Annotated in this window: 14 protein-coding genes; 11 read left to right on the top strand and 3 right to left on the bottom strand. The window is 63.7% G+C overall.

What is annotated here, in order from left to right; all coding sequences use genetic code 11:
• Positions 1 to 47 precede the first annotated feature (47 nt).
• From L981_RS10010 to L981_RS09995, 4 genes are read left to right on the top strand one after another with little or no spacing between them, the layout of a single operon-like run.
• On the top strand, positions 48 to 914 hold the full coding sequence (locus L981_RS10010) for a branched-chain amino acid ABC transporter permease (protein ID WP_043614701.1): 867 nt from the start codon (positions 48 to 50) through the stop codon (positions 912 to 914).
• Positions 911 to 1,915 carry a branched-chain amino acid ABC transporter permease gene (locus L981_RS10005; protein ID WP_156134031.1) on the top strand — a complete coding sequence of 335 codons (1,005 nt, stop codon included), beginning with the start codon at positions 911 to 913 and terminating at the stop codon, positions 1,913 to 1,915. The genes L981_RS10010 and L981_RS10005 overlap by 4 nt, the downstream gene beginning before the upstream one ends.
• Positions 1,915 to 2,679: an ABC transporter ATP-binding protein gene (locus L981_RS10000; protein ID WP_043614699.1), complete on the top strand. Its 765-nt coding sequence runs from the start codon at positions 1,915 to 1,917 to the stop codon at positions 2,677 to 2,679. The genes L981_RS10005 and L981_RS10000 overlap by 1 nt, the downstream gene beginning before the upstream one ends.
• On the top strand, positions 2,660 to 3,376 hold the full coding sequence (locus L981_RS09995; RefSeq protein WP_043614697.1) for an ABC transporter ATP-binding protein: 717 nt from the start codon (positions 2,660 to 2,662) through the stop codon (positions 3,374 to 3,376). The genes L981_RS10000 and L981_RS09995 overlap by 20 nt, the downstream gene beginning before the upstream one ends.
• Positions 3,377 to 3,410: 34 nt before the next feature.
• Here L981_RS09995 and L981_RS09990 read toward each other — a convergent pair whose 3' ends face one another.
• The gene (locus L981_RS09990) at positions 3,411 to 5,417 is read right to left on the bottom strand and encodes a CHASE2 domain-containing protein (RefSeq protein WP_082005958.1); all 2,007 of its coding nucleotides are present in this window, start codon (positions 5,415 to 5,417) and stop codon (positions 3,411 to 3,413) included.
• The gene (locus L981_RS09985; protein WP_043614694.1) at positions 5,417 to 9,085 is read right to left on the bottom strand and encodes a FecR domain-containing protein; all 3,669 of its coding nucleotides are present in this window, start codon (positions 9,083 to 9,085) and stop codon (positions 5,417 to 5,419) included. Before L981_RS09985 ends, L981_RS09990 begins: the two co-directional genes overlap by 1 nt.
• A gap of 257 nt (positions 9,086 to 9,342) precedes the next feature.
• On the opposite strand from L981_RS09985, the gene L981_RS09980 reads away from it, so the two are divergent.
• On the top strand, positions 9,343 to 9,720 hold the full coding sequence (locus tag L981_RS09980; protein WP_156134030.1) for a hypothetical protein: 378 nt from the start codon (positions 9,343 to 9,345) through the stop codon (positions 9,718 to 9,720).
• 116 nt (positions 9,721 to 9,836) lie between these two features.
• On the opposite strand, the gene L981_RS09975 is transcribed toward L981_RS09980, so the two are convergent.
• Positions 9,837 to 10,523 (bottom strand): GntR family transcriptional regulator, encoded by a 687-nt coding sequence (locus L981_RS09975; RefSeq protein WP_043614689.1) that lies wholly within the window; start codon positions 10,521 to 10,523, stop codon positions 9,837 to 9,839.
• Positions 10,524 to 10,727: 204 nt separating this feature from the next.
• Here L981_RS09975 and L981_RS09970 point away from each other — a divergent pair, with 204 nt between their 5' ends.
• The 6 genes from L981_RS09970 to L981_RS09945 all read left to right on the top strand — a co-directional run.
• A complete protein-coding gene (locus tag L981_RS09970; protein WP_043614687.1) occupies positions 10,728 to 11,771 on the top strand; it encodes a 4-hydroxythreonine-4-phosphate dehydrogenase PdxA in 1,044 nt (347 codons plus the stop codon).
• Positions 11,772 to 11,846: 75 nt separating this feature from the next.
• The gene (locus L981_RS09965; protein WP_043614684.1) at positions 11,847 to 12,833 is read left to right on the top strand and encodes a tripartite tricarboxylate transporter substrate binding protein; all 987 of its coding nucleotides are present in this window, start codon (positions 11,847 to 11,849) and stop codon (positions 12,831 to 12,833) included.
• Positions 12,834 to 12,894: 61 nt separating this feature from the next.
• On the top strand, positions 12,895 to 13,395 hold the full coding sequence (locus L981_RS09960) for a tripartite tricarboxylate transporter TctB family protein (RefSeq protein WP_043614681.1): 501 nt from the start codon (positions 12,895 to 12,897) through the stop codon (positions 13,393 to 13,395).
• 137 nt (positions 13,396 to 13,532) lie between these two features.
• A complete protein-coding gene (locus L981_RS09955) occupies positions 13,533 to 15,071 on the top strand; it encodes a tripartite tricarboxylate transporter permease (protein ID WP_043614678.1) in 1,539 nt (512 codons plus the stop codon).
• An 88-nt stretch (positions 15,072 to 15,159) separates the two neighbouring features.
• Positions 15,160 to 16,098, top strand: coding sequence for a sugar phosphate isomerase/epimerase (locus tag L981_RS09950; RefSeq protein ID WP_043614675.1), 939 nt, complete (start codon positions 15,160 to 15,162; stop codon positions 16,096 to 16,098).
• 13 nt (positions 16,099 to 16,111) lie between these two features.
• Positions 16,112 to 17,412: dihydroxyacetone kinase family protein (locus tag L981_RS09945; RefSeq protein ID WP_043614673.1), on the top strand; the 1,301-nt coding region annotated here is incomplete at its 3' end.

The following is a 17,412-nucleotide window of genomic DNA, read 5'->3' as shown; positions in this document are numbered from 1 at the left end:
CGAATCCGGCGCAGCCAAATTTGGAAGAAAGGGCAACGGATAGCCCCATGCAAACCGTCCTCAGCATTGCGATCGACGCCCTTGCCTACGGCATGGTGCTCTTCGTCATCTCCATCGGCCTGTCGGTCACCATGGGCCTGATGCGCGTGGTCAATCTGGCGCATGGCGCCTTTGCCATGATCGGCGGCTACATCGCCTCCTACGCAGCGCGAGATTTGGGTCTTGCCTACGGCTTTGCCGTGCTGTTTGCGATCTTCGGCACCATCATCATCGCCGTGCCGATCGAGCGGCTGCTCTACCGGCGGATCTACGGCGCACCGGAACTGACCCAGGTGCTGATGACCATTGGTATCACATTCTGCATCATCGGCATCGCCAACTATGTCTTCGGTCCGACGCTGAAGACGGTGCCGCTGCCTGGCGAACTGCAGGGATCGGTCGATCTCGGTTTCCGGGCGATCGCCACCCATCGCATCTTTGCGATCGTCTGCGGCCTCGCGGTTGCAGCCGGCCTCTGGTACGCAATCGAAAAGACCGCCTTCGGCGTCAAGCTACGGGCCTCCGTCGATAATGCGGCAATGGCGGCGGCCCTCGGGGTGCGCACGGAAATCGTCTATGCGGTGAGCTTTGCTGTCGCCGTCGGACTTGCCGCCTTCGGCGGTGTGGTCGGCGCCGAACTTCTGCCGGTCGAACCCTATTATGCGCTGCGCTACATGGTGACGTTCCTCGTTGTCGTCTCCGTCGGCGGTGCCGGCTCCATCCCGGGCGCGCTCGTTGCCTGCCTGCTGCTCGGCGCGATCGATACGACCGGCCGTTATCTCATGCCGGAATTCGGCGAATTCTTCTTCTATCTGGCCGTGATCGCGATCATCTGCGTGTTCCCGCGCGGGCTCGCCGGGAGGGCCAAGGGATGACCATGACGACAACGAACGACTTGATCGCGACCGCTCCCGCGCGTCGGCGGTTCGGTGGCGGAGACCTTATCGGACTGGCGGTGATACTGCTGGTCGCGGTGATTGGCTACTTCCTCTTCCCTAACAATCTGGCGCTCCTGACCCGGATCATCGCCGTCGCGCTTCTGGCGCTGTCGCTCGATCTCGTCACCGGCTATTGCGGTGTCGCGACGCTCGGGCACGCGGCCCTCTTCGGCGCCGGCGCCTATGCGGCCGGCATCGCCTCGGCGCATTACGGCATCAACGATCCGCTGGCGATGCTCGCTTTCGGCATCGTCGCCGGCGCGGTCGCCGGGCTTATCTGCGGGGTCGTCATCCTGCGCGCCCACGGGCTACCGCAACTGGTCCTGTCGATCGCGCTCATCCATCTCTTCCACGAGTTCGCCAACAAGGCTTCGTCCTGGACCGGCGGCAGCGACGGGCTCTCCGGCATTGCGCCGACGGCGCTTCTCGGCCTCTACGAGTTCGACCTTTGGGGCCGCACGGCCTATGTCTTCGGCGTGGCTCTGCTTGCCGTCGTCTTCGTCGTGCTGCGGCTGATCGTGCGCTCGCCCTTCGGTATGCTGTGCCGCGGCATCAAGGAAGATCCGATCCGCATCCGCTCGATGGGGGCGTCGCCGAAGATCGCGCTGACCAAGATGTACGTCATATCCGGTGCCGTTGCCGGCGTCGGTGGCGCTCTGAACGCGATATCCACCCAGGTCGTTGGGCTCGACAGCCTCTCCTTCACCATGTCGGCCGAAAGCTTGGTCATGCTGGTGCTCGGCGGTACCGGCTCGCTCTTCGGTGCGCTCACGGGCACTGTCGTCTTCATGTTCTTCGAGGACGTCGTCTCGGCCGCCAATCCCTTCCACTGGCTGACGATGGTCGGCGTGCTGTTGATCGCCGTGGTGCTCTTCGCGCCGAAGGGCATCTATGGCACCGCGGCTGCGTTCTTCGCCCGCCGCAAGGAGGCACGGTAATGCAGCCGATCTTCGAAGTCCGCAATCTGAAGCGCGCCTTCGGTGGGCTTGCGGTCACCAATGACGTCAGCCTCAGCATGGCGCCGGGCGACCGGGTCGCGCTGATCGGGCCGAACGGTGCCGGCAAGACGACCTTCGTCAATCTCGTGACCGGCAATCTCAAGCCGGATTCAGGCGAGGTGCGCATCGACGGTGAGGCCGTGACCAGCGTCGACGCCATCGGCCGCGTGCGGCGCGGGCTTGTGCGCTCGTTCCAGGTGACGCGGCTTTTTGCCGACATGACGCCTTCCGAGCATGTCGCGCTCGCCGTCCTGCAACGCACGGGCCGCGCCGGTCGCCTGTTCGGCAATTTTCTCGGCATGCCCGATGTCATGGCCGAGGTGGAAGACCTTCTTGGCAAGCTTGGCCTTCGGGAACTAATGCACCGCAAGGTGAGCGAGATCGCTTATGGCCAGCAGCGCTTGCTGGAAATCGCGGTTGCGCTGGCGTTGAAACCGCGGGTGCTGCTGCTCGACGAGCCCGCCGCCGGCGTGCCGCAGAGCGACACCGGTCGCATCGAGCAGGCGCTCGCCGACCTGCCCGCCGATCTCGCCGTTTTGATGATCGAACACGACATGGATCTCGTCTTTCGCTTTGCCAAGCGCGTGGTCGTGCTGGCCGCCGGCGCGATCATCTTCGACGGTTCGCCGTCCGACGTGACGAAGGATCCGCGCGTGCGGGAAGCCTATCTGGGGAGCTATGCCAATGCCAGCCACGCCGCTTGAGGTGGAAAACCTGTCCGCCGGCTATGGGCCGACGCGGGTGCTCGAAGGCGTATCCTTTGCCGTTCCGGCGGGCGCCCGCCTTGCCGTGCTCGGCCGCAACGGCATGGGCAAGACGACGTTGCTTGCGACGCTTGCCGGCCAGACCCGCCGTTATGACGGGCGCATCCGCATGGGCGGGACGGATGTAACCGCGTTGCCGAGTGCTGCGCGCGCCATGCAGGGCCTCGGCTTCGTGCCGCAGGCGCGCTGCGTCTTCCCGACGTTGACCGTCGAGGAGAACCTCTTCGTCGGCCTCAAGAGCCGACCGAAAAGCGCGATCCAGGAAGCCTACGACATGTTTCCGCGTCTCTTCGAGCGTCGGCGCAATCTCGGCAGCCAGCTCTCTGGCGGCGAACAGCAGATGCTGTCGACGGCACGCTCCATCCTCGGTCGTCCGTCGATCCTGCTGCTCGACGAACCGCTCGAGGGCCTGGCGCCTGTCATCTGCGAAGAACTGATGAAGGCGTTTGCCGAACTGGCAAAGACCGGCGACATGACGATCGTGCTGGTCGAACAACGCATCCAGAGCGCGCTCGACTTTGCCGACCGGGTGATCGTGCTCGAACGGGGCCGGATCGCCTGGTCCGGAACGCCGGACGCGCTGGCGGGAGATCACGACGCCGTCGAACGGTTGCTCGGCGTCGGCGGGCTTCACTGACCGCGCGAGTGCTTCGCCGGTCACTTTCGCTCGTTCACTTGGGTTCCCGCCTTGACGTATCGAGGCGGGTGCGTTCCCTTTCGTAGTAGCGCGCGAGCGGCGGCAGGGCGCTCTTCAACTGGTCGAACACCACGTCATGCACCCGAAGCGTGGCGTCATACTTGGCCTGCACGAAGGCCTGATGGCGTTCGAGCGCTTCTTTCTTCGCGCCGACGGCGACCGTGAAGACCGGCGACACGGCGCTGCGGCCCTTGACGGTGATGCGATCGAGTTCGGCGACCGGGAACGTCGTCTCGACAAGACGCGCGGTCTCCTCACCGAGGAGCAGGGAGATGCCGTAGTCCTTCGATGCGCCTTCGAGGCGGGAGGCCAGATTGACGGCGTCGCCAAGCGCGGAATAGTCGAAGCGCTGGTGTGAGCCCATGTTGCCGACGACGCATTCGCCGGTATTGATGCCGATGCCGATCCTCAGGGTTTGGGCCGATCGGCGGTCCCGTTTCGCCTCATCTTCGAGTTCCCGGTTCACCCGTTCCAGCCGCGCAAGCATGTCGAGCGCCGCTCCGACGGCGTGCACGGCATGGTCGGGATCGTCGAGCGGCGCATTCCAGAAGGCCATCAGGCAATCGCCGATATATTTGTCGATGGTTCCGCCCTGTTCGAGCACGGCTTCTGAAAGCGGCGTCAGCAGCCGGTTGACCAGCGCCGTCAACCGCTCCGGATCCTCCTTCATTTCCTCGGCAATGGTCGTAAAGCCCCGGATGTCGCAAAAGAGGATTGACAGCGTGCGCCGTTCGCCGCCGAGCCTGAGGTGTGACGGGTCCTTCGCCAAACGCTCGACAAGGGCAGGGGAGAGGTACTGCTGGAAGGCGCGGGTGATTTCCCGGCGCTTCCTGCGCTCCTCCGCATAGTCGAGCCCGGCCTGGCCGGCAGTCACGGCAAGGAACGTAAGCCCAGGCCCAACCGGGGACAGGAAGACGTGGCCGAGGCGCATCGCGGCATAGCTGGCGGCGACGATGAGGCCGATGGCGACGGCGCCATAGGCAAGCGTGCGCCAGCCGGTCGTCCGCAGCACCGAAAAGGCCGCGAGCATCGCAGCCAGCGCTATGGCTACAACCACATAAGGTCTTGCAGCGCGCTTTACGAAAAGCTCATGGGCCAGATTGTCGTAGATGGTCGCCTGCATCTCGACGCCGGAAACGAGCTTGTTCGAATGTACGGTATCCGATGTGGTGAAGGCATCGGCCCCGCCTTCGGCGATCGATGGCGCATTCTGCAGGCTGAGGCCGACGAGCACGACGCGGTCCTCGAACATGCCTTCAGGCAGGAAATTGTCGGGGTCGAGCGCCTGGTAATAGGAAACGGTGGGATAGGTCCGCGCTGGTCCGAAAACCTGGATCAGCGCGTCCTTTGGCGGTGCGTGCGATTTTGCGCCGGCAATTGCCGCGAGCACTGCGGCAAAGCCGTCCGGATAGTCGGGAACGGCACGCAACGTTCCGTCGCCGCTGAGGCTGACGGAGGCGATCCCGGTCCAGGCGCCCTTTGCGATGAAGCGGGCGAGCGGCTCGGTGCGCACGAACTGGTCGGCCTGAGGCGTCTCCACCAGCGTCTGGTCGCCGGCAAGAACCACGTCCGCGCCGAGCGCCTTTTCCAACGCCTCGTCGTTGGCGGGATCGGCCGAAGGCTCGGCAAAAATCACGTCGATCCCGATCGCGCGGGCCCCGGCCTTGCGCAGCGCCTCGATGAGGCGCGCATGCAGCGCGCGCGGCCAGGGCCACTGGCGACCGATTTCGGCCATCGACGGTTCGTCGATGGCGACGATGATCGGGCTGTCCTCGGGGAGCGGCGGGCCGTCGATGGTCGACAGGTAGTCGAAGCTGCGCAACTCGTTCAGCCGCCAGGCATTGGTCAAAGTGGCCAGTGACAGCGCGATGGCGACGAAAACCGCAAGCGCGTGAAGCTTCAACCGCCGTTGCAGGAAACGGGGGCTGTCCCATCGTCCGGGCCGACCACTCGATGCCTGCACGGTGACGCGCTCCTCCATCAGAACCGCACTTTGATCGTGCCCTTGAACGTTCGTCCCCAGCCGGGCAGGCCATTGCCCAGTTCGAAATCTTCATCGAGCAGATTGAAGGCTGCCAGATCGACCTCGATCTGCTTGTCGAGCGGCTCCCACTGCAAGGCCGCGTCGAGTGTCCAGAAATCGTCGAGGTCTTTTCCACCACCGGGTCGCGCGCCGACATAGTTGGCAGCAACGGTCGTCTTGACGTTCGCCGTGCTGACCCAGGTCAGCGCCGCCTGGCCGGTGTTTTCCGGCACGAACAGCAGGTCGCCCGGCTGGTTGCCGGTGTGTTCCTTGACGTCGGCTTCCGTATGGGCTGCAGTCAGCGAGAGGCCGAAGCCGTGGCCGATGGCAAAGTTCGCCGTTGCGGCAACCCGGTCGAGCCCGACCTTGGCATAGGCAAGACTGGTGGTGGAAAGCGGAATGTCGAGCGCGAGTTGCCGCACTTCCTGATGCTGGTAGTCGAGTGCGGTGAAAAACCAGCTGTTCCACTCCGCGTCCCAACGCAATGCCAGCGTATCGGCATAGCCTTCGGCGCCGAAGCGCAACTGGTTCGGCTGCAGCCCGACGATGCCGATCGGCGCAAGGGTGGCGACGTCGAAATTGAGACCGTCGCGCATGGCGGCCGCGCGCAGCCAGTGCCCTTCAGCGGGCGCCCAGGCGATGCCGATTTTCGGCTCTAGCCTGACATCGCCATCGTTGACGCCTTCGATGTAGCGGGCAAAGAGGGCGCCTTCCGTCTTCAGGTCCGGCGTAATTTCGTAGATGGTGTCGATATAGGCCTTGGCGACGGTCTGTGTTGCGGACGTCGAACCGGATGCGATGACGGGCACATTGCTGCTGCCGGTGCTGACGCCCAGCGGATCGAAAATGTCGAACGACTGCGATGACCTGACGACACCGCCTTCGATGCCGTAGCGCCAGGTGAAATCGCCGTCGCCGTAAAGGTGATTGACGGCGGCGATATAGGTTCGCTGCTTGTCCTCGCTTCGGCTGGTGGCAATATCTGGAAAGCGCGGGTCCGTGAGCCTCACCCGCTCGTTTTCCGTGGTGGACTGATCGGAGAGGAAGAACGCCGCATTGGCGATGTTGCGGTAGCCGAAGGTGTGGCTCCAGGCCACGCCCGAGAGCAGTCGCGAGGAATCGTCGTCGCTCAGCCCGTCGAGCTTTAAAGGGGCGGCGCGGGGATCCGGGATGTCGAAAATACTGCGTTTGTCGTCGAGATCGCCGTAGTTGGCATAGGCGACGACCCTGTCATCCGGCGTCGGCGTGGCCGTCACGTAACCATTGCCGCCAAGCAGGCGCGCTTCCCGCTCGATCGCCAGCCCATTGCCGATATCGATGGTATCGCGGGGTTTCTCCCAATGGACATTGCCGTAGACGCTGATCGGGAAGGGCGAGAACGTCAGCCCGCGCAGTTCCGCTTCGCCGATCCCGCCCTCATGGTCGCTGTCGGCGATGATACCGCCCGCGACCGCGGCCTCGAAGAACGGCCGCTGGACGAGGTTCGCCGTGCGCTCGCGGCTTGCCAGCATATGCGGCTCGATCAGCAGCCCCTGGAAGAAGGCGGAGAAGCTCTGCGGATTGGCGGTGTTGACGACCGGGCTGCCGTCGAAATCATAGGTGTTGAACAGTGGATTGACGCTGCCGCGGATCGCCTGGTCGACATAGCTCGACCCGGTGAACGGATCGAAGACCACATCGCCGTAATATTGCCCCCAGGCGTTCAGCCCCTGCAGGCGGAAGGCGTCGTTGAGCGTCGATCCGGCATCCTGATTGGCGCCGAGCGCCGCGCTTTCGCCGCCGCGCGCCCGGGTGCGCCGCATGATTTCTTGCGCATAGCGGATCGCCGCATCGGAATCGTATTCGTCGATCGCAATCGCGGTGCGCACGGTTGAGACAACGGGATCGTTCGGGTCGAGCCGGTCGGCATTGTCGAGAGCCTGCGCCGCCGGGATACGGTCGCCCTTTTCATAGTGCGCCGCCGACAGCAGCAACTGCGCGTTTGAATAGGCCGGGTTGGCCGTCGAACCGGCCAAGAGGTCGTCGAGCGCCTTGTCCAGGTCGCCGTCCTGCAAATGGTATCGGCCGCGCGCGACGAGCACGAGGTCGAAGGAGGGGTCGATCGCGAGCGCGGCATCGATCTCGCGCTTTGCTTCCGCAAGCCGCATTTCGTCCAGGTATTGATAGGCCAGGTTGGCGTGGTAGAGCGGATCGGCCGGATCGAGTTCCACGGCCTTCCGGAATGCTCTCTCGGCGCCACGATTGTCGCCCCGCTCGCTTTTTGCCAGACCCACCCAGTTCCAGAGGGACGGGTCGCCCGGCGTGATTTCCAGGGCCCGCTCGAGATCCGCCAGCGCGCCCTCCCGGTCGTTTTCAATGAGCAAACGATACTTGGCGCGCGATTCCAGCGCGGTCGGATCATCAGGATCGTTCGCAAGCGCCTTTTCGATGCCGGCGCGCGTTTCGTCTCGATCGTCGAGCAGCATCGCGAATTGAGCGCGGGCCGCCGGAAGGAACGGATCGTCCGGATATCGCCGTTCCGCCTTCTTGATCGTGTCGATCGCTGCTCGAATGTCGGTGCGGAAGCCCGCGGTCCAGGCGGCAGCGAAGGCGCCATAGGCACCCGTTGCCTGAGACGGCGGCTCCTCGATCCGGTCCGGGTCAGCGAGAGCGCGTGCAAAATAGCCGCCGAAGGCCGCTACGGAGCGGCGGTCGGCGTCAAGCCCCGGGGCTGCCTTTTCGAAGAGCTGTGCCGCATCGCCGTAGCGGTTTTCGGAGCCGGCAATCAGCGCTTCGACGAGATAGGCGCGCGCGGCTTGAGACCGGTTGAGGCCGAGGCGTCGGGCCTGTTGAAGGGCGGCCGTGGCCTGGGACCGCCCGTCGAACCGCAGCTGGATTTCGGCCAGCGTCAGCCAGTCTTCGGCCGAGCGCGACGCTTCCGGCCGGGCTTCGATCCGGTCGCGCGCATTGCGCATGTCGCGCACCTTGAGCGGGGTTGACGGCATCAGGGCAAAGGCGTCGCGCAAGGACAGATGGAAAAGCATCTGTTCGCGGTCCTTCGGCGTCACGATCACGATCTTGGTCGGCGCCTTCCCGATCGCGGCAACGGCGCCTTCGCCCTGCTTCACCGTGACGCTGCCGAGGTCGTTGCTGAACTCGACCACGCCCTCGAGCACGGTCAGCGAAGTCGTGTCGCCCGCGACCGTCAGCGTCCAGTCGGTACCGCGTATGGCGGCCGTTGCCGCCGGCGTGTCGATCGTCAGGCCCTGGCCACCCCGTTCCGCTCGCGCCCAGATCGTGCCCGACTGCAGTTCGAGACTGGTATCGCTGCCCGCGCCCGTATTCGTACCCATGCGCTTGACGCGCAGCGCCGTGTTGCGGCCGAGCCGGATCTGGGTGTGGTCGGAGAAAAGCACCGCCAGCGCCCCGGTCGCATTGGTGCGCAGGATATCGCCGGACAAAAGGTCCTGTGCGAGATCGACGAAGCGCCAGGTCGAAACGTCGACGAAGCGAACCTCCTCGCCGGATTTGCGGGCAATCACCGATCCGGCGACGGGCGGTGTTCTTTGAACCGGCTCTGCCATGCTTGCGCCTGGACAGAGGATTGCCACTGTCGCAAGCAGTCCCCGAAGCCGTTGCCGCCCCATCTTCGTTCCCGTCTCCGCCCCACCGTGATTCAGTGAATTTCGATCAGGGTAAAGTCAATAGAATTCGAATATTCTTAATTAAGCTCAGGTTGATGCGCCTCTCCTCAGAGGCAGAGCTGCAACACTGGGCGCGGAACGAGCGAGCACGGCCTGCATTCTCATTGGCGGCGGGAAATTGGCAGGAGAGGTTTGTCTAAAATACAATATTCGAAAAGGCGATTTTAGAAATATATTTTCTTGTAATGGTTGTGCACTCCATGGCTGCATCGGCGCGCGCCATGCCAGCGGTGGCGGAACCAAATATAATGAGGAGAGAGTTTGTGTTTGCGATCAAAGGCATTGGAAAGATGATCACCTCGATTGGAGGGAGCATGCCGAAGCCCCCGATTTCTTCATTTTCGCCGACGAATTTGACGTCGCTGAACCCGCTGTCGAAAGCGCTCTCGGCCTCGCTCGGTGGGGTCGGTCCGCTGGCGACGACGCCAGGCCTGATTTCCAGGTTTTCCAGTCTGGACCTGGCGGGAAACAAGGCGTTGGCCGCAAATCCGGCGCTCCGCGACGCCCTTCTCGGGCTGCAAAAGCAGACTGCAGCGGGTAGCGCAAAGGCCGTTACCAACGCCTATTCGAAGTTCTGATAAGGATACGCTGTCGCGCGAGCCCCGCTGGGGCTCGCTTCCCGTGCTGCCCTTGATTCAAGGGAGGAGAGAGCGACCCTTGCGGGCCCGATAGGGGACGTCGCCGCGGCGGCGCCTCAAACCGAAGACTTTACCCGTTCCCAGGCGTTGGTGAGATGGCGGCAGAGAACCTCCGAGAGCCGGTCCTTGTCGCGTGCTTCGAGCGCGAGGATCATCTCGTCGTGCTCGCCAACGGAGGCGGCCCATTTCTCCGGGCCTTCGTGGCCGATGAAGCGAATGCGCTTCAGGCGTGTCTGCAGCACGCCGTGCATATCCGCGAGCGGCGCATTGTCCGAGAGCTGGACGATCGCCGAGTGGATCTGCTGATTGAGCTTGTAATACTGTAGCCGCTCGCCGGCCTTGTAGCGGCGGACCATCTCGTCGTGCAGGGCCCGCACTTCGGCGATGCCGGCGTCGCTCGCAGCGTCACAGGCAAGCCGGCCGGCCAGCTCTTCGAGCGTGCGCAGCACGGTCAGCATGTCGCGGATATCCTTGCCGCTGAAACGCTTGACGACAGCACCTCTGCTCGGCACCAGCTCCACCAGCCCCTCGCTTGCCAAATACTTGATGGCTTCGCGCAGCGGCGTGCGCGAGACGCCGAGCTGCTCGCCGAGTTGACCTTCATGCAGACGCGTGCCGGGCGAGAGATCACCCTCGATGATCATGTCGCGCAGATGCGTGACCAGCGTGTCGTGCAGCGCAGTGCGTCGGATCGGGCCGGGGCCGCCCTCGGGGCGTTTCTCCAGAGAGGTAATTTCGTTCATCGTTTCGCTTCTGCATCTGGCGACTGAAGTGTCGGCCGTCTGTTCCCGTTCGCGCCAATTGAATCAGCGCTGTCTCATTAAAGCATGGAGACGGGCTCTGATATCGTCAACAGAAAATGCTGCATACAGAATACAAAAGACTTGATGCAGAATTTTGAATAACGTATGACGGCTTTCGAAAGAATGAAGTGGAGGACATCTCTCATGACGACCAACGGTGTAGCCGCTACCGGCGCGCGTCCTGTCATCGCGCTCGCTATGGGCGATCCGGCCGGCATCAGCCCGGAACTCACGGCAAAGCTGCTGGCGCTTTCCGATATTCGCGAGGCTGCCCACATCATCACGATCGGCGATCGCCGCATCCTCGATGAAGGCGCGCGCATTGCCGGCGTTACACTCGACCTCGCGTCCTCGACCTTGGAAGGCCTCGATGCCGCCGGAACCGAGCGGCATGTTTTCGTCGATCTCGGTCATCTCGATCCGGCCGACGTCGTTCGCGGCGAGGCGACGCTTGCGGGCGGCACCTTTGCGACCCGCAACTTCCGCGCAGCGCTCGAGCTGGCGCATGCCGGGAAGGCGGAGGCGGTGTGCTTCACGCCCTTCAACAAGAAGGCGATGCGCTTTGCCTATCCGGGCTACGACGACGAGATCCGTTTCGTTTCCGACGTCCTGAGCTTCACCGGCAAGATCCGTGAATTCAACGTTCTCGAGAAGGTCTGGAACGCCCGCGTCACCTCGCACATCCCGATCAAGGAAGTGGCCGACAATCTTTCGGTCGAGGCGATCCTTGCCGAGCTCGAACTGACCCAGAACTGCCTCAAGGAAGCAGGCTACAGCGAGGCGAAGATCGCTGTTGCCGGTCTCAACCCGCACGCCGGAGACGGCGGCAGCTTCGGCATGGAAGAGATCGACATCATCGAGCCTGCGGTCGAAAAGGCCAAGGCGCTCGGCTTCAACGTCGATGGCCCGTTCCCGGCCGACACGGTCTTCGGCCGTGCGCTGAAGGAAGGCTACAACGCCGTCATGACCATGTACCACGACCAGGGTCAGATCGCGATGAAGCTGATCGGCTTCGACAAGGGCGTGACCATGATGGGCGGCCTGCCGTTCCCGCTGTGCACGCCGGCTCACGGCACTGCCTACGACATCGCCGGCAAGGGCATTGCCGACGTCGGCGCCAGCCGCGAAGCGCTGCTTCTGGCCGTGCGCATGGCGAAGAAAAAGGCGGCTCTCAAGGCTGCTGCCTGATTTCGCACGCTTTCAAGCAATAACGGCGCAGGAGGAGGTCTTGCGCCGCAGAACCACAAAAACGGGAGGACCCGCATGAAGAATACCGTATCCATCGCATGCATCATGGCAGCCGTTTTCGGCGTTGCCGCTCCGGCCGCCGCTTTCGAGCCCGACCGTCCGGTTGAATTCGTCGTCACCGCCGGCCCCGGCGGCGGCACCGACATCTTTGCCCGCACGATCCAGGCGATCATCGGCAAGTACGAGCTGATGAAGGCTCCGGTCGTTGTCACCAACAAGGGCAGCGCCGGCGGCGCCGAAGGCTTCGTCTACACGGCGACCAGCAAGGGCGATGCCTACAAGCTCACCTTCGGCACGAACAACGCCTATCTCCTGCCGGTCCGCGCCAAGGTTCCCTACAAGATCGAAGACCTGACCCCGGTTGCAGCGCTTGCCTCCGACGAGTTCATTCTCTGGGTCAACGGCAAGGCGTCCTACAACACAGCAGCCGACTTTGCCGCCAAGGCGAAGGAAGGCGGCCTGAAGATCGGCGGCAGTCAGTCGAAGGACGTCGACCAGATCTTGACCTCGATGATCAACGAGGCGACCGGCGCGACGATCAACTACATCCCGTTCAAGAGCGGCGGCGAAGCAGCCGTCCAGCTCGCCGGCGAGCACCTCGACGCCAACGTCAACAACCCGAGCGAAAACCTCGGTCAGTGGCAGGCCGGCATGGTCAAGCCGCTTTGCGTCTTCAAGAGCGTCAAGCTCACCAACGACGCCAAGGTTGCTGGCGACAAGGGCTGGAGCGACATTCCGACCTGCAAGGAATCGGGCATCGCCATCGACAACTACTCCATGCCGCGCACCGTCTGGCTGCCGGCTGGCGTTGACCAGGATGTGGTCAAGTTCTATGCCGACCTGATGCGCAAGGTTTCGGAAACGCCGGAATGGGCGAAGTACCTGACCGACACGTCGCAGTCGCCCGCCTACATCGCCGGCGACGACTTCAAGGCCGCCATCGAGATGGACGGCGCTGCTGTCGGCGAAGTGCTGAAGCGCGAAGGTTGGCTCGCCAACTAACAGGCGACGATCGGGACGGGTGCCATCCGGCGCCCGTCATTCGCTTTGAAAGGTCACGATCATGAGCGAGAACGGTGCGAATGGGGTCTCCCGCTTCGCGGTTGAGCTTGGTGTTGCCGCGCTGACCGGCGCCTTCGGTGCTGCGGTCTGCTACGGATCTCTCGATATCGGCGCGGGCTGGACGGAATTCGGTCCCGAAGCCGGTTATTTTCCCTTCTATGTCGGCCTTCTGATCCTTCTCGGAAGCGTCGCCAATGCGATCCACGCCCTCGTGAAACATCGCGGGTCCGGCGAGATCTTCATCGACGGGCACCGCGCCAAGGTGGTGACGTCGTTCCTGCTGCCGCTGGTCGCCTTTGCCGGCGTATCCGCCTGGCTCGGCCTCTATGTCGGCACGGCGCTCTATATCGCCGGAACGATGCTCTTCCAGGGGCGCTACAAATGGTGGATCGCGTTGCCGTCGGGTATCGCCGTTTCGCTGTTTTTCTTCATCATTTTCGAGTTCGGTTTCAAGGTTCCGCTGCTCAAGGGACCGATCGAGGCCTGGTTCGGGATCTATTGATCCCGACCGCCCAAGGGCATGTCGCGCAAGCGCGCACGGCGCTCTTGCGCTAACGAAAAGCAAAAAAATCAAAGACTTAAGGCGCAGGGAGCGGACCTCAAGGATCGTGACGCGCTTTAAGCCCCGGGAGGAATGACATGGAAAATATCGGTCTTCTGATCGATGGCTTCGGCCACATCCTCAGCTGGAACCATATCCTGCTGATGATGATCGGCGTCACGCTCGGCATTCTGGTCGGCGTGCTGCCCGGCCTCGGCGCGCCGAACGGCGTTTCGCTGCTTTTGCCGCTGACGTTCTCGATGGATCCCATCTCCGCCATCATCCTGCTCTCCTGCATGTACTGGGGCGCACTCTTCGGCGGATCGACCACATCGATCCTGTTCAACATTCCCGGCGAACCCTCGTCGGTGGCGACCACGTTCGACGGCTACCCGATGGCCAAGGCCGGGCAGGCGAGCCGGGCTCTGACGCTCGCCTTCGTTTCCGCCGGCATCGGTGCACTCGCCGGCGTCGTGATGATCACGCTGCTTTCCGGTTGGGTCGCGAACTTCGCGCTGCGGTTTTCGTCGCCGGAATATTTCGCGGTCTATTTCCTGGCCTTTGCAAGCTTCATCTCGATGGGCGCGCAATCACCCTTCAAGACGCTCGTCTCGATGATGCTCGGTTTTGCGCTTGCCTCCGTCGGCATGGACACGATCTCGGGCGACCTGCGCCTGACCTTCGATATCCCAAGCCTGATCAAGGGCGTCAGCTTCCTGATCGCGGTCATGGGTCTCTTCGGCATCGGCGAACTGCTGCTGACGACGGAAGAAGGCCTGCGCTTCGAAGGCATCAAGGCGCGCGTCAAGCTCGTCGAGATCGGCCGCACGCTGGTCGAGATCCCGCGCTACTGGTTCACGATCCTTCGCTCGACGATCATCGGCATCTGGATGGGCATCACGCCTGCCGGCCCGACCGCCGCGTCCTTCATGAGCTACGGCGTTGCCCGCCGCTCGGCCCGTGACAAGTCGAAGTTCGGCAAGGGCGACCCGCGCGGCGTCGTCGCACCCGAGACCGCCGACCACTCGGCCGGCACCTCGGCGCTGCTACCGATGCTGGCGCTCGGCGTTCCCGGCTCGGCAACGGCTGCCGTCATGATGGGCGGCCTGATGATCTGGGGTCTGACCCCCGGCCCGATGCTCTTTACCGAGCGGCCGGACTTCGTCTGGGGCCTGATCGCGTCCATGTATCTCGGCAACGTCGTCGCCGTCTTCCTGGTGATCGCCACCGTGCCGCTCTACGCCTCGATCCTGCGCGTGCCCTTTGCGATCATCGGCCCGATCATCGTCGCCGTCATCTTCTCCGGCGCTTATCAGGTGGCGAATTCGGTCTCCGACATCTTCATGGTCATCGGCTTCGGCGTGCTCGGCTATGTCTTCAAGAAGCTCGACTACCCGCTGGCGCCGCTGGTTCTGGCCATGGTGCTCGGCGACAAGGCCGAGGACGCCTTCCGCCAGTCGATGCTTCTATCCGGCGGCACCCTGAACATCTTCTGGTCAAACCCGCTGGTTTCCTCTCTGATGGCGCTTGCTCTTGCCCTTCTGCTGTCGCCGCTTGTCTTCGGGCTGATCGGCCTGGTCCGCAAGCGCAAGCAAGATGCGGCCACGCCGCATGGCGACGGCAGCGCGGCGGCTTGACGGAGCCGCCGCACCCCAAACGAGCGCATCGGAAAAACGCGGCGCGGGCCCCTTCGGGACTGCGTCGCAAGAATGAGTGAGGAAAACCATGGCGAACCCATCGCGCAAATGGACCCGTGAAACCTGGCCGATCGCGGCCGCAATGATCCAGTATCCGAACGTGCTTGCCGATGGCAGCTCCGTTCAGGATCAGTCAGTCGAACAATGGGCAGAAACGCTCGCCGATGTCGTCGACGCCGGCTTCACCGAGCTTGACCCGACCGACAGCTGGATCCGGCTCGCCGATCTGTCGGCCTCGCGCCGGGATGACTTCGTCAAGCTGACGCGAGACCTCGGCCTTTCCATGCCGGCGATCTCGACGGCGCGTCGTAGCGTCATCGATCCGGAACATGGCGACGAATATCTCGCCTATGGGCATCGTGTCATCGACACGGCTGCGGCGATCGGCGCGGGCTCGGTCTCCTTCGGCTTCTTCGGACCTTTGACCGACGCCCAGAAGAAGGCGCTCTGGTTCTGGACCGTCGATGGCGTCAAGAACCCGGAAGATCCGGCAATCTGGAGACAAGCGGTTCAGCGCATCCGCGAACTCGGTCGCCATGCCGAGGAACTCGGCATCGAGCTCGCGCTCGAAATGTACGAGGACACCTATATCGGCTCGGCCGATAGCGCTGTGCGCTTCGTCACCGATGTCGGCCTTTCGAACGTCGGCATCAATGCCGACCTCGGCAATCTCGTGCGCCTTCACCGTCCGGTGGAGCACTGGCAGCCGATGATGGCCAAGGTTGCACCCTTTGCCAAATACTGGCACGTCAAGAACTACTACCGTACCGAGGATGAGACCTCGGGCTTGGTAGTTACTCATCCGGCGCCGCTGGAATTCGGCGTCATCAACTATCGGGCGGCGATTCGCATGGCCTTGGCGCATGGCTTCGACAGCCCGTTCCTCTGCGAGCATTACGGTGGCGACGGGCTCTCCGTCAGCGCCGCCAATCGGGACTATCTGAGGCGTATTCTGCCTCGCGACTAAGGGAAGAGACGCGATGACCACAATCTTTGACGCACCGGAAGAATTTGCGACGACCGCGCTTGCCGGATTCAGCTCGATCTACGCGCGCAACGTCCGTCTCGTGAAGGGCGGGGTCGTGCGCTCGACCAAGGTGCCGAAGGGCAAGGTCGCCGTCGTCGTTGGCGGCGGCTCCGGCCACTATCCGGCCTTTGCCGGCTACGTCGGCCCAGGCATGGCGGATGCGGCCGTGGCCGGCGATGTCTTTGCCTCGCCGTCAACCGCGGCCGTTGCCCGCGTCTGCCGGGTGGCCGACCAGGGCGGCGGCGTGTTGCTTGGCTTCGGCAACTATGCCGGCGACGTCTTGAATTTCGGCGTTGCCGCCGAGCGCCTGCGGGCCGAAGGCATCGACGTGCGCATCGTGCCGGTGACGGATGACGTCGCCAGCGCGTCGGCTGAAACGCCGGCCAAGCGCCGCGGCATCGCCGGCGACCTCGTGGTCTTCAAGGTTGCTGGGGCTGCTGCCGAAGCGGGCCTCAATCTCGATGAGGTCGAGCGCGTCACCCGTCTTGCCAACGACCGCACCGTCTCCTTCGGCGTTGCTTTCGGTGGCTGCACGCTTCCGGGCGCGAAGGGACCGCTCTTCACCGTGCCGAAGGGCGAGATGGCGCTTGGTCTTGGTATCCACGGCGAACCGGGCATCCGCGAAGAGAAGATGGTTTCGGCGACAGAATTCGCCAAGCTGCTCGTCGGCAAGCTGCTTGCCGAGCGGCCGGCCGACGTGAGCAAGGTCGCACCGCTTCTGAACGGCCTCGGCTCGACCAAATATGAAGAACTCTTCGTGCTTTGGGTCGCGATCGAAAAGGAACTGAAGGCGGCCGGCCTCGAGATCGTCGATCCGGAATGCGGCGAATTCGTCACCAGCCTCGACATGCAGGGTTGCTCGCTGACGCTGATGTGGCTGAACGACGAGCTCGAGACCTACTGGCGCGCTGCCTGCGATGCGCCGGCGCTGCGCAAGGGCGCAATCATCGCCACGGAGCCCGCGACCGACACGCTCAAGGATGATGACGAAGCGATCTCCTTCGCGCCGGCTTCCGAGGCTTCCCGTCAGAGCGGCGTGTGCATTGCGCGGCTGATCGGCGAAATGGGCGAAGCGCTGAAGCAGGCGGAAGACGAACTCGGTCGCATCGACGCCTTTGCCGGTGACGGCGACCACGGACAGGGTATGCGCCGCGGTTCGGCGGCGGCGGACGAAGCGGCAAAGGCCGCTGTGGCTGCCGGCGCAGGTGCCGCCAGCGTGCTGGCGGTGGCGGGCGATGCCTGGGCGGACCGGGC

Origin of the sequence: Ensifer sp. ZNC0028 (assembly GCF_000799055.1) — a bacterium.
Classification (GTDB): domain Bacteria; phylum Pseudomonadota; class Alphaproteobacteria; order Rhizobiales; family Rhizobiaceae; genus Ensifer.
The sequence above is the reverse complement of the archived record's forward strand: the minus strand, read 5'-3'. Positions and strand labels throughout refer to the sequence as shown.

Excerpts from the sequence above, each read along its gene's own strand:
- L981_RS09950 (WP_043614675.1), top strand. The coding sequence starts at position 15,160 with ATGGCGAACCCATCGCGCAAATGGACCCGTGAAACCTGGCCGATCGCG.
- L981_RS10000 (WP_043614699.1), top strand. The coding sequence starts at position 1,915 with ATGCAGCCGATCTTCGAAGTCCGCAATCTGAAGCGCGCCTTCGGTGGG.
- L981_RS09990 (WP_082005958.1), bottom strand. The coding sequence starts at position 5,417 with ATGGAGGAGCGCGTCACCGTGCAGGCATCGAGTGGTCGGCCCGGACGA.
- L981_RS09985 (WP_043614694.1), bottom strand. The coding sequence starts at position 9,085 with ATGGGGCGGCAACGGCTTCGGGGACTGCTTGCGACAGTGGCAATCCTC.
- L981_RS09960 (WP_043614681.1), top strand. The coding sequence starts at position 12,895 with ATGAGCGAGAACGGTGCGAATGGGGTCTCCCGCTTCGCGGTTGAGCTT.
- L981_RS09965 (WP_043614684.1), top strand. The coding sequence starts at position 11,847 with ATGAAGAATACCGTATCCATCGCATGCATCATGGCAGCCGTTTTCGGC.
- L981_RS09995 (WP_043614697.1), top strand. The coding sequence starts at position 2,660 with ATGCCAGCCACGCCGCTTGAGGTGGAAAACCTGTCCGCCGGCTATGGG.
- L981_RS10005 (WP_156134031.1), top strand. The coding sequence starts at position 911 with ATGACCATGACGACAACGAACGACTTGATCGCGACCGCTCCCGCGCGT.
- L981_RS09980 (WP_156134030.1), top strand. The coding sequence starts at position 9,343 with ATGGCTGCATCGGCGCGCGCCATGCCAGCGGTGGCGGAACCAAATATA.
- L981_RS09970 (WP_043614687.1), top strand. The coding sequence starts at position 10,728 with ATGACGACCAACGGTGTAGCCGCTACCGGCGCGCGTCCTGTCATCGCG.
- L981_RS10010 (WP_043614701.1), top strand. The coding sequence starts at position 48 with ATGCAAACCGTCCTCAGCATTGCGATCGACGCCCTTGCCTACGGCATG.
- L981_RS09975 (WP_043614689.1), bottom strand. The coding sequence starts at position 10,523 with ATGAACGAAATTACCTCTCTGGAGAAACGCCCCGAGGGCGGCCCCGGC.
- L981_RS09955 (WP_043614678.1), top strand. The coding sequence starts at position 13,533 with ATGGAAAATATCGGTCTTCTGATCGATGGCTTCGGCCACATCCTCAGC.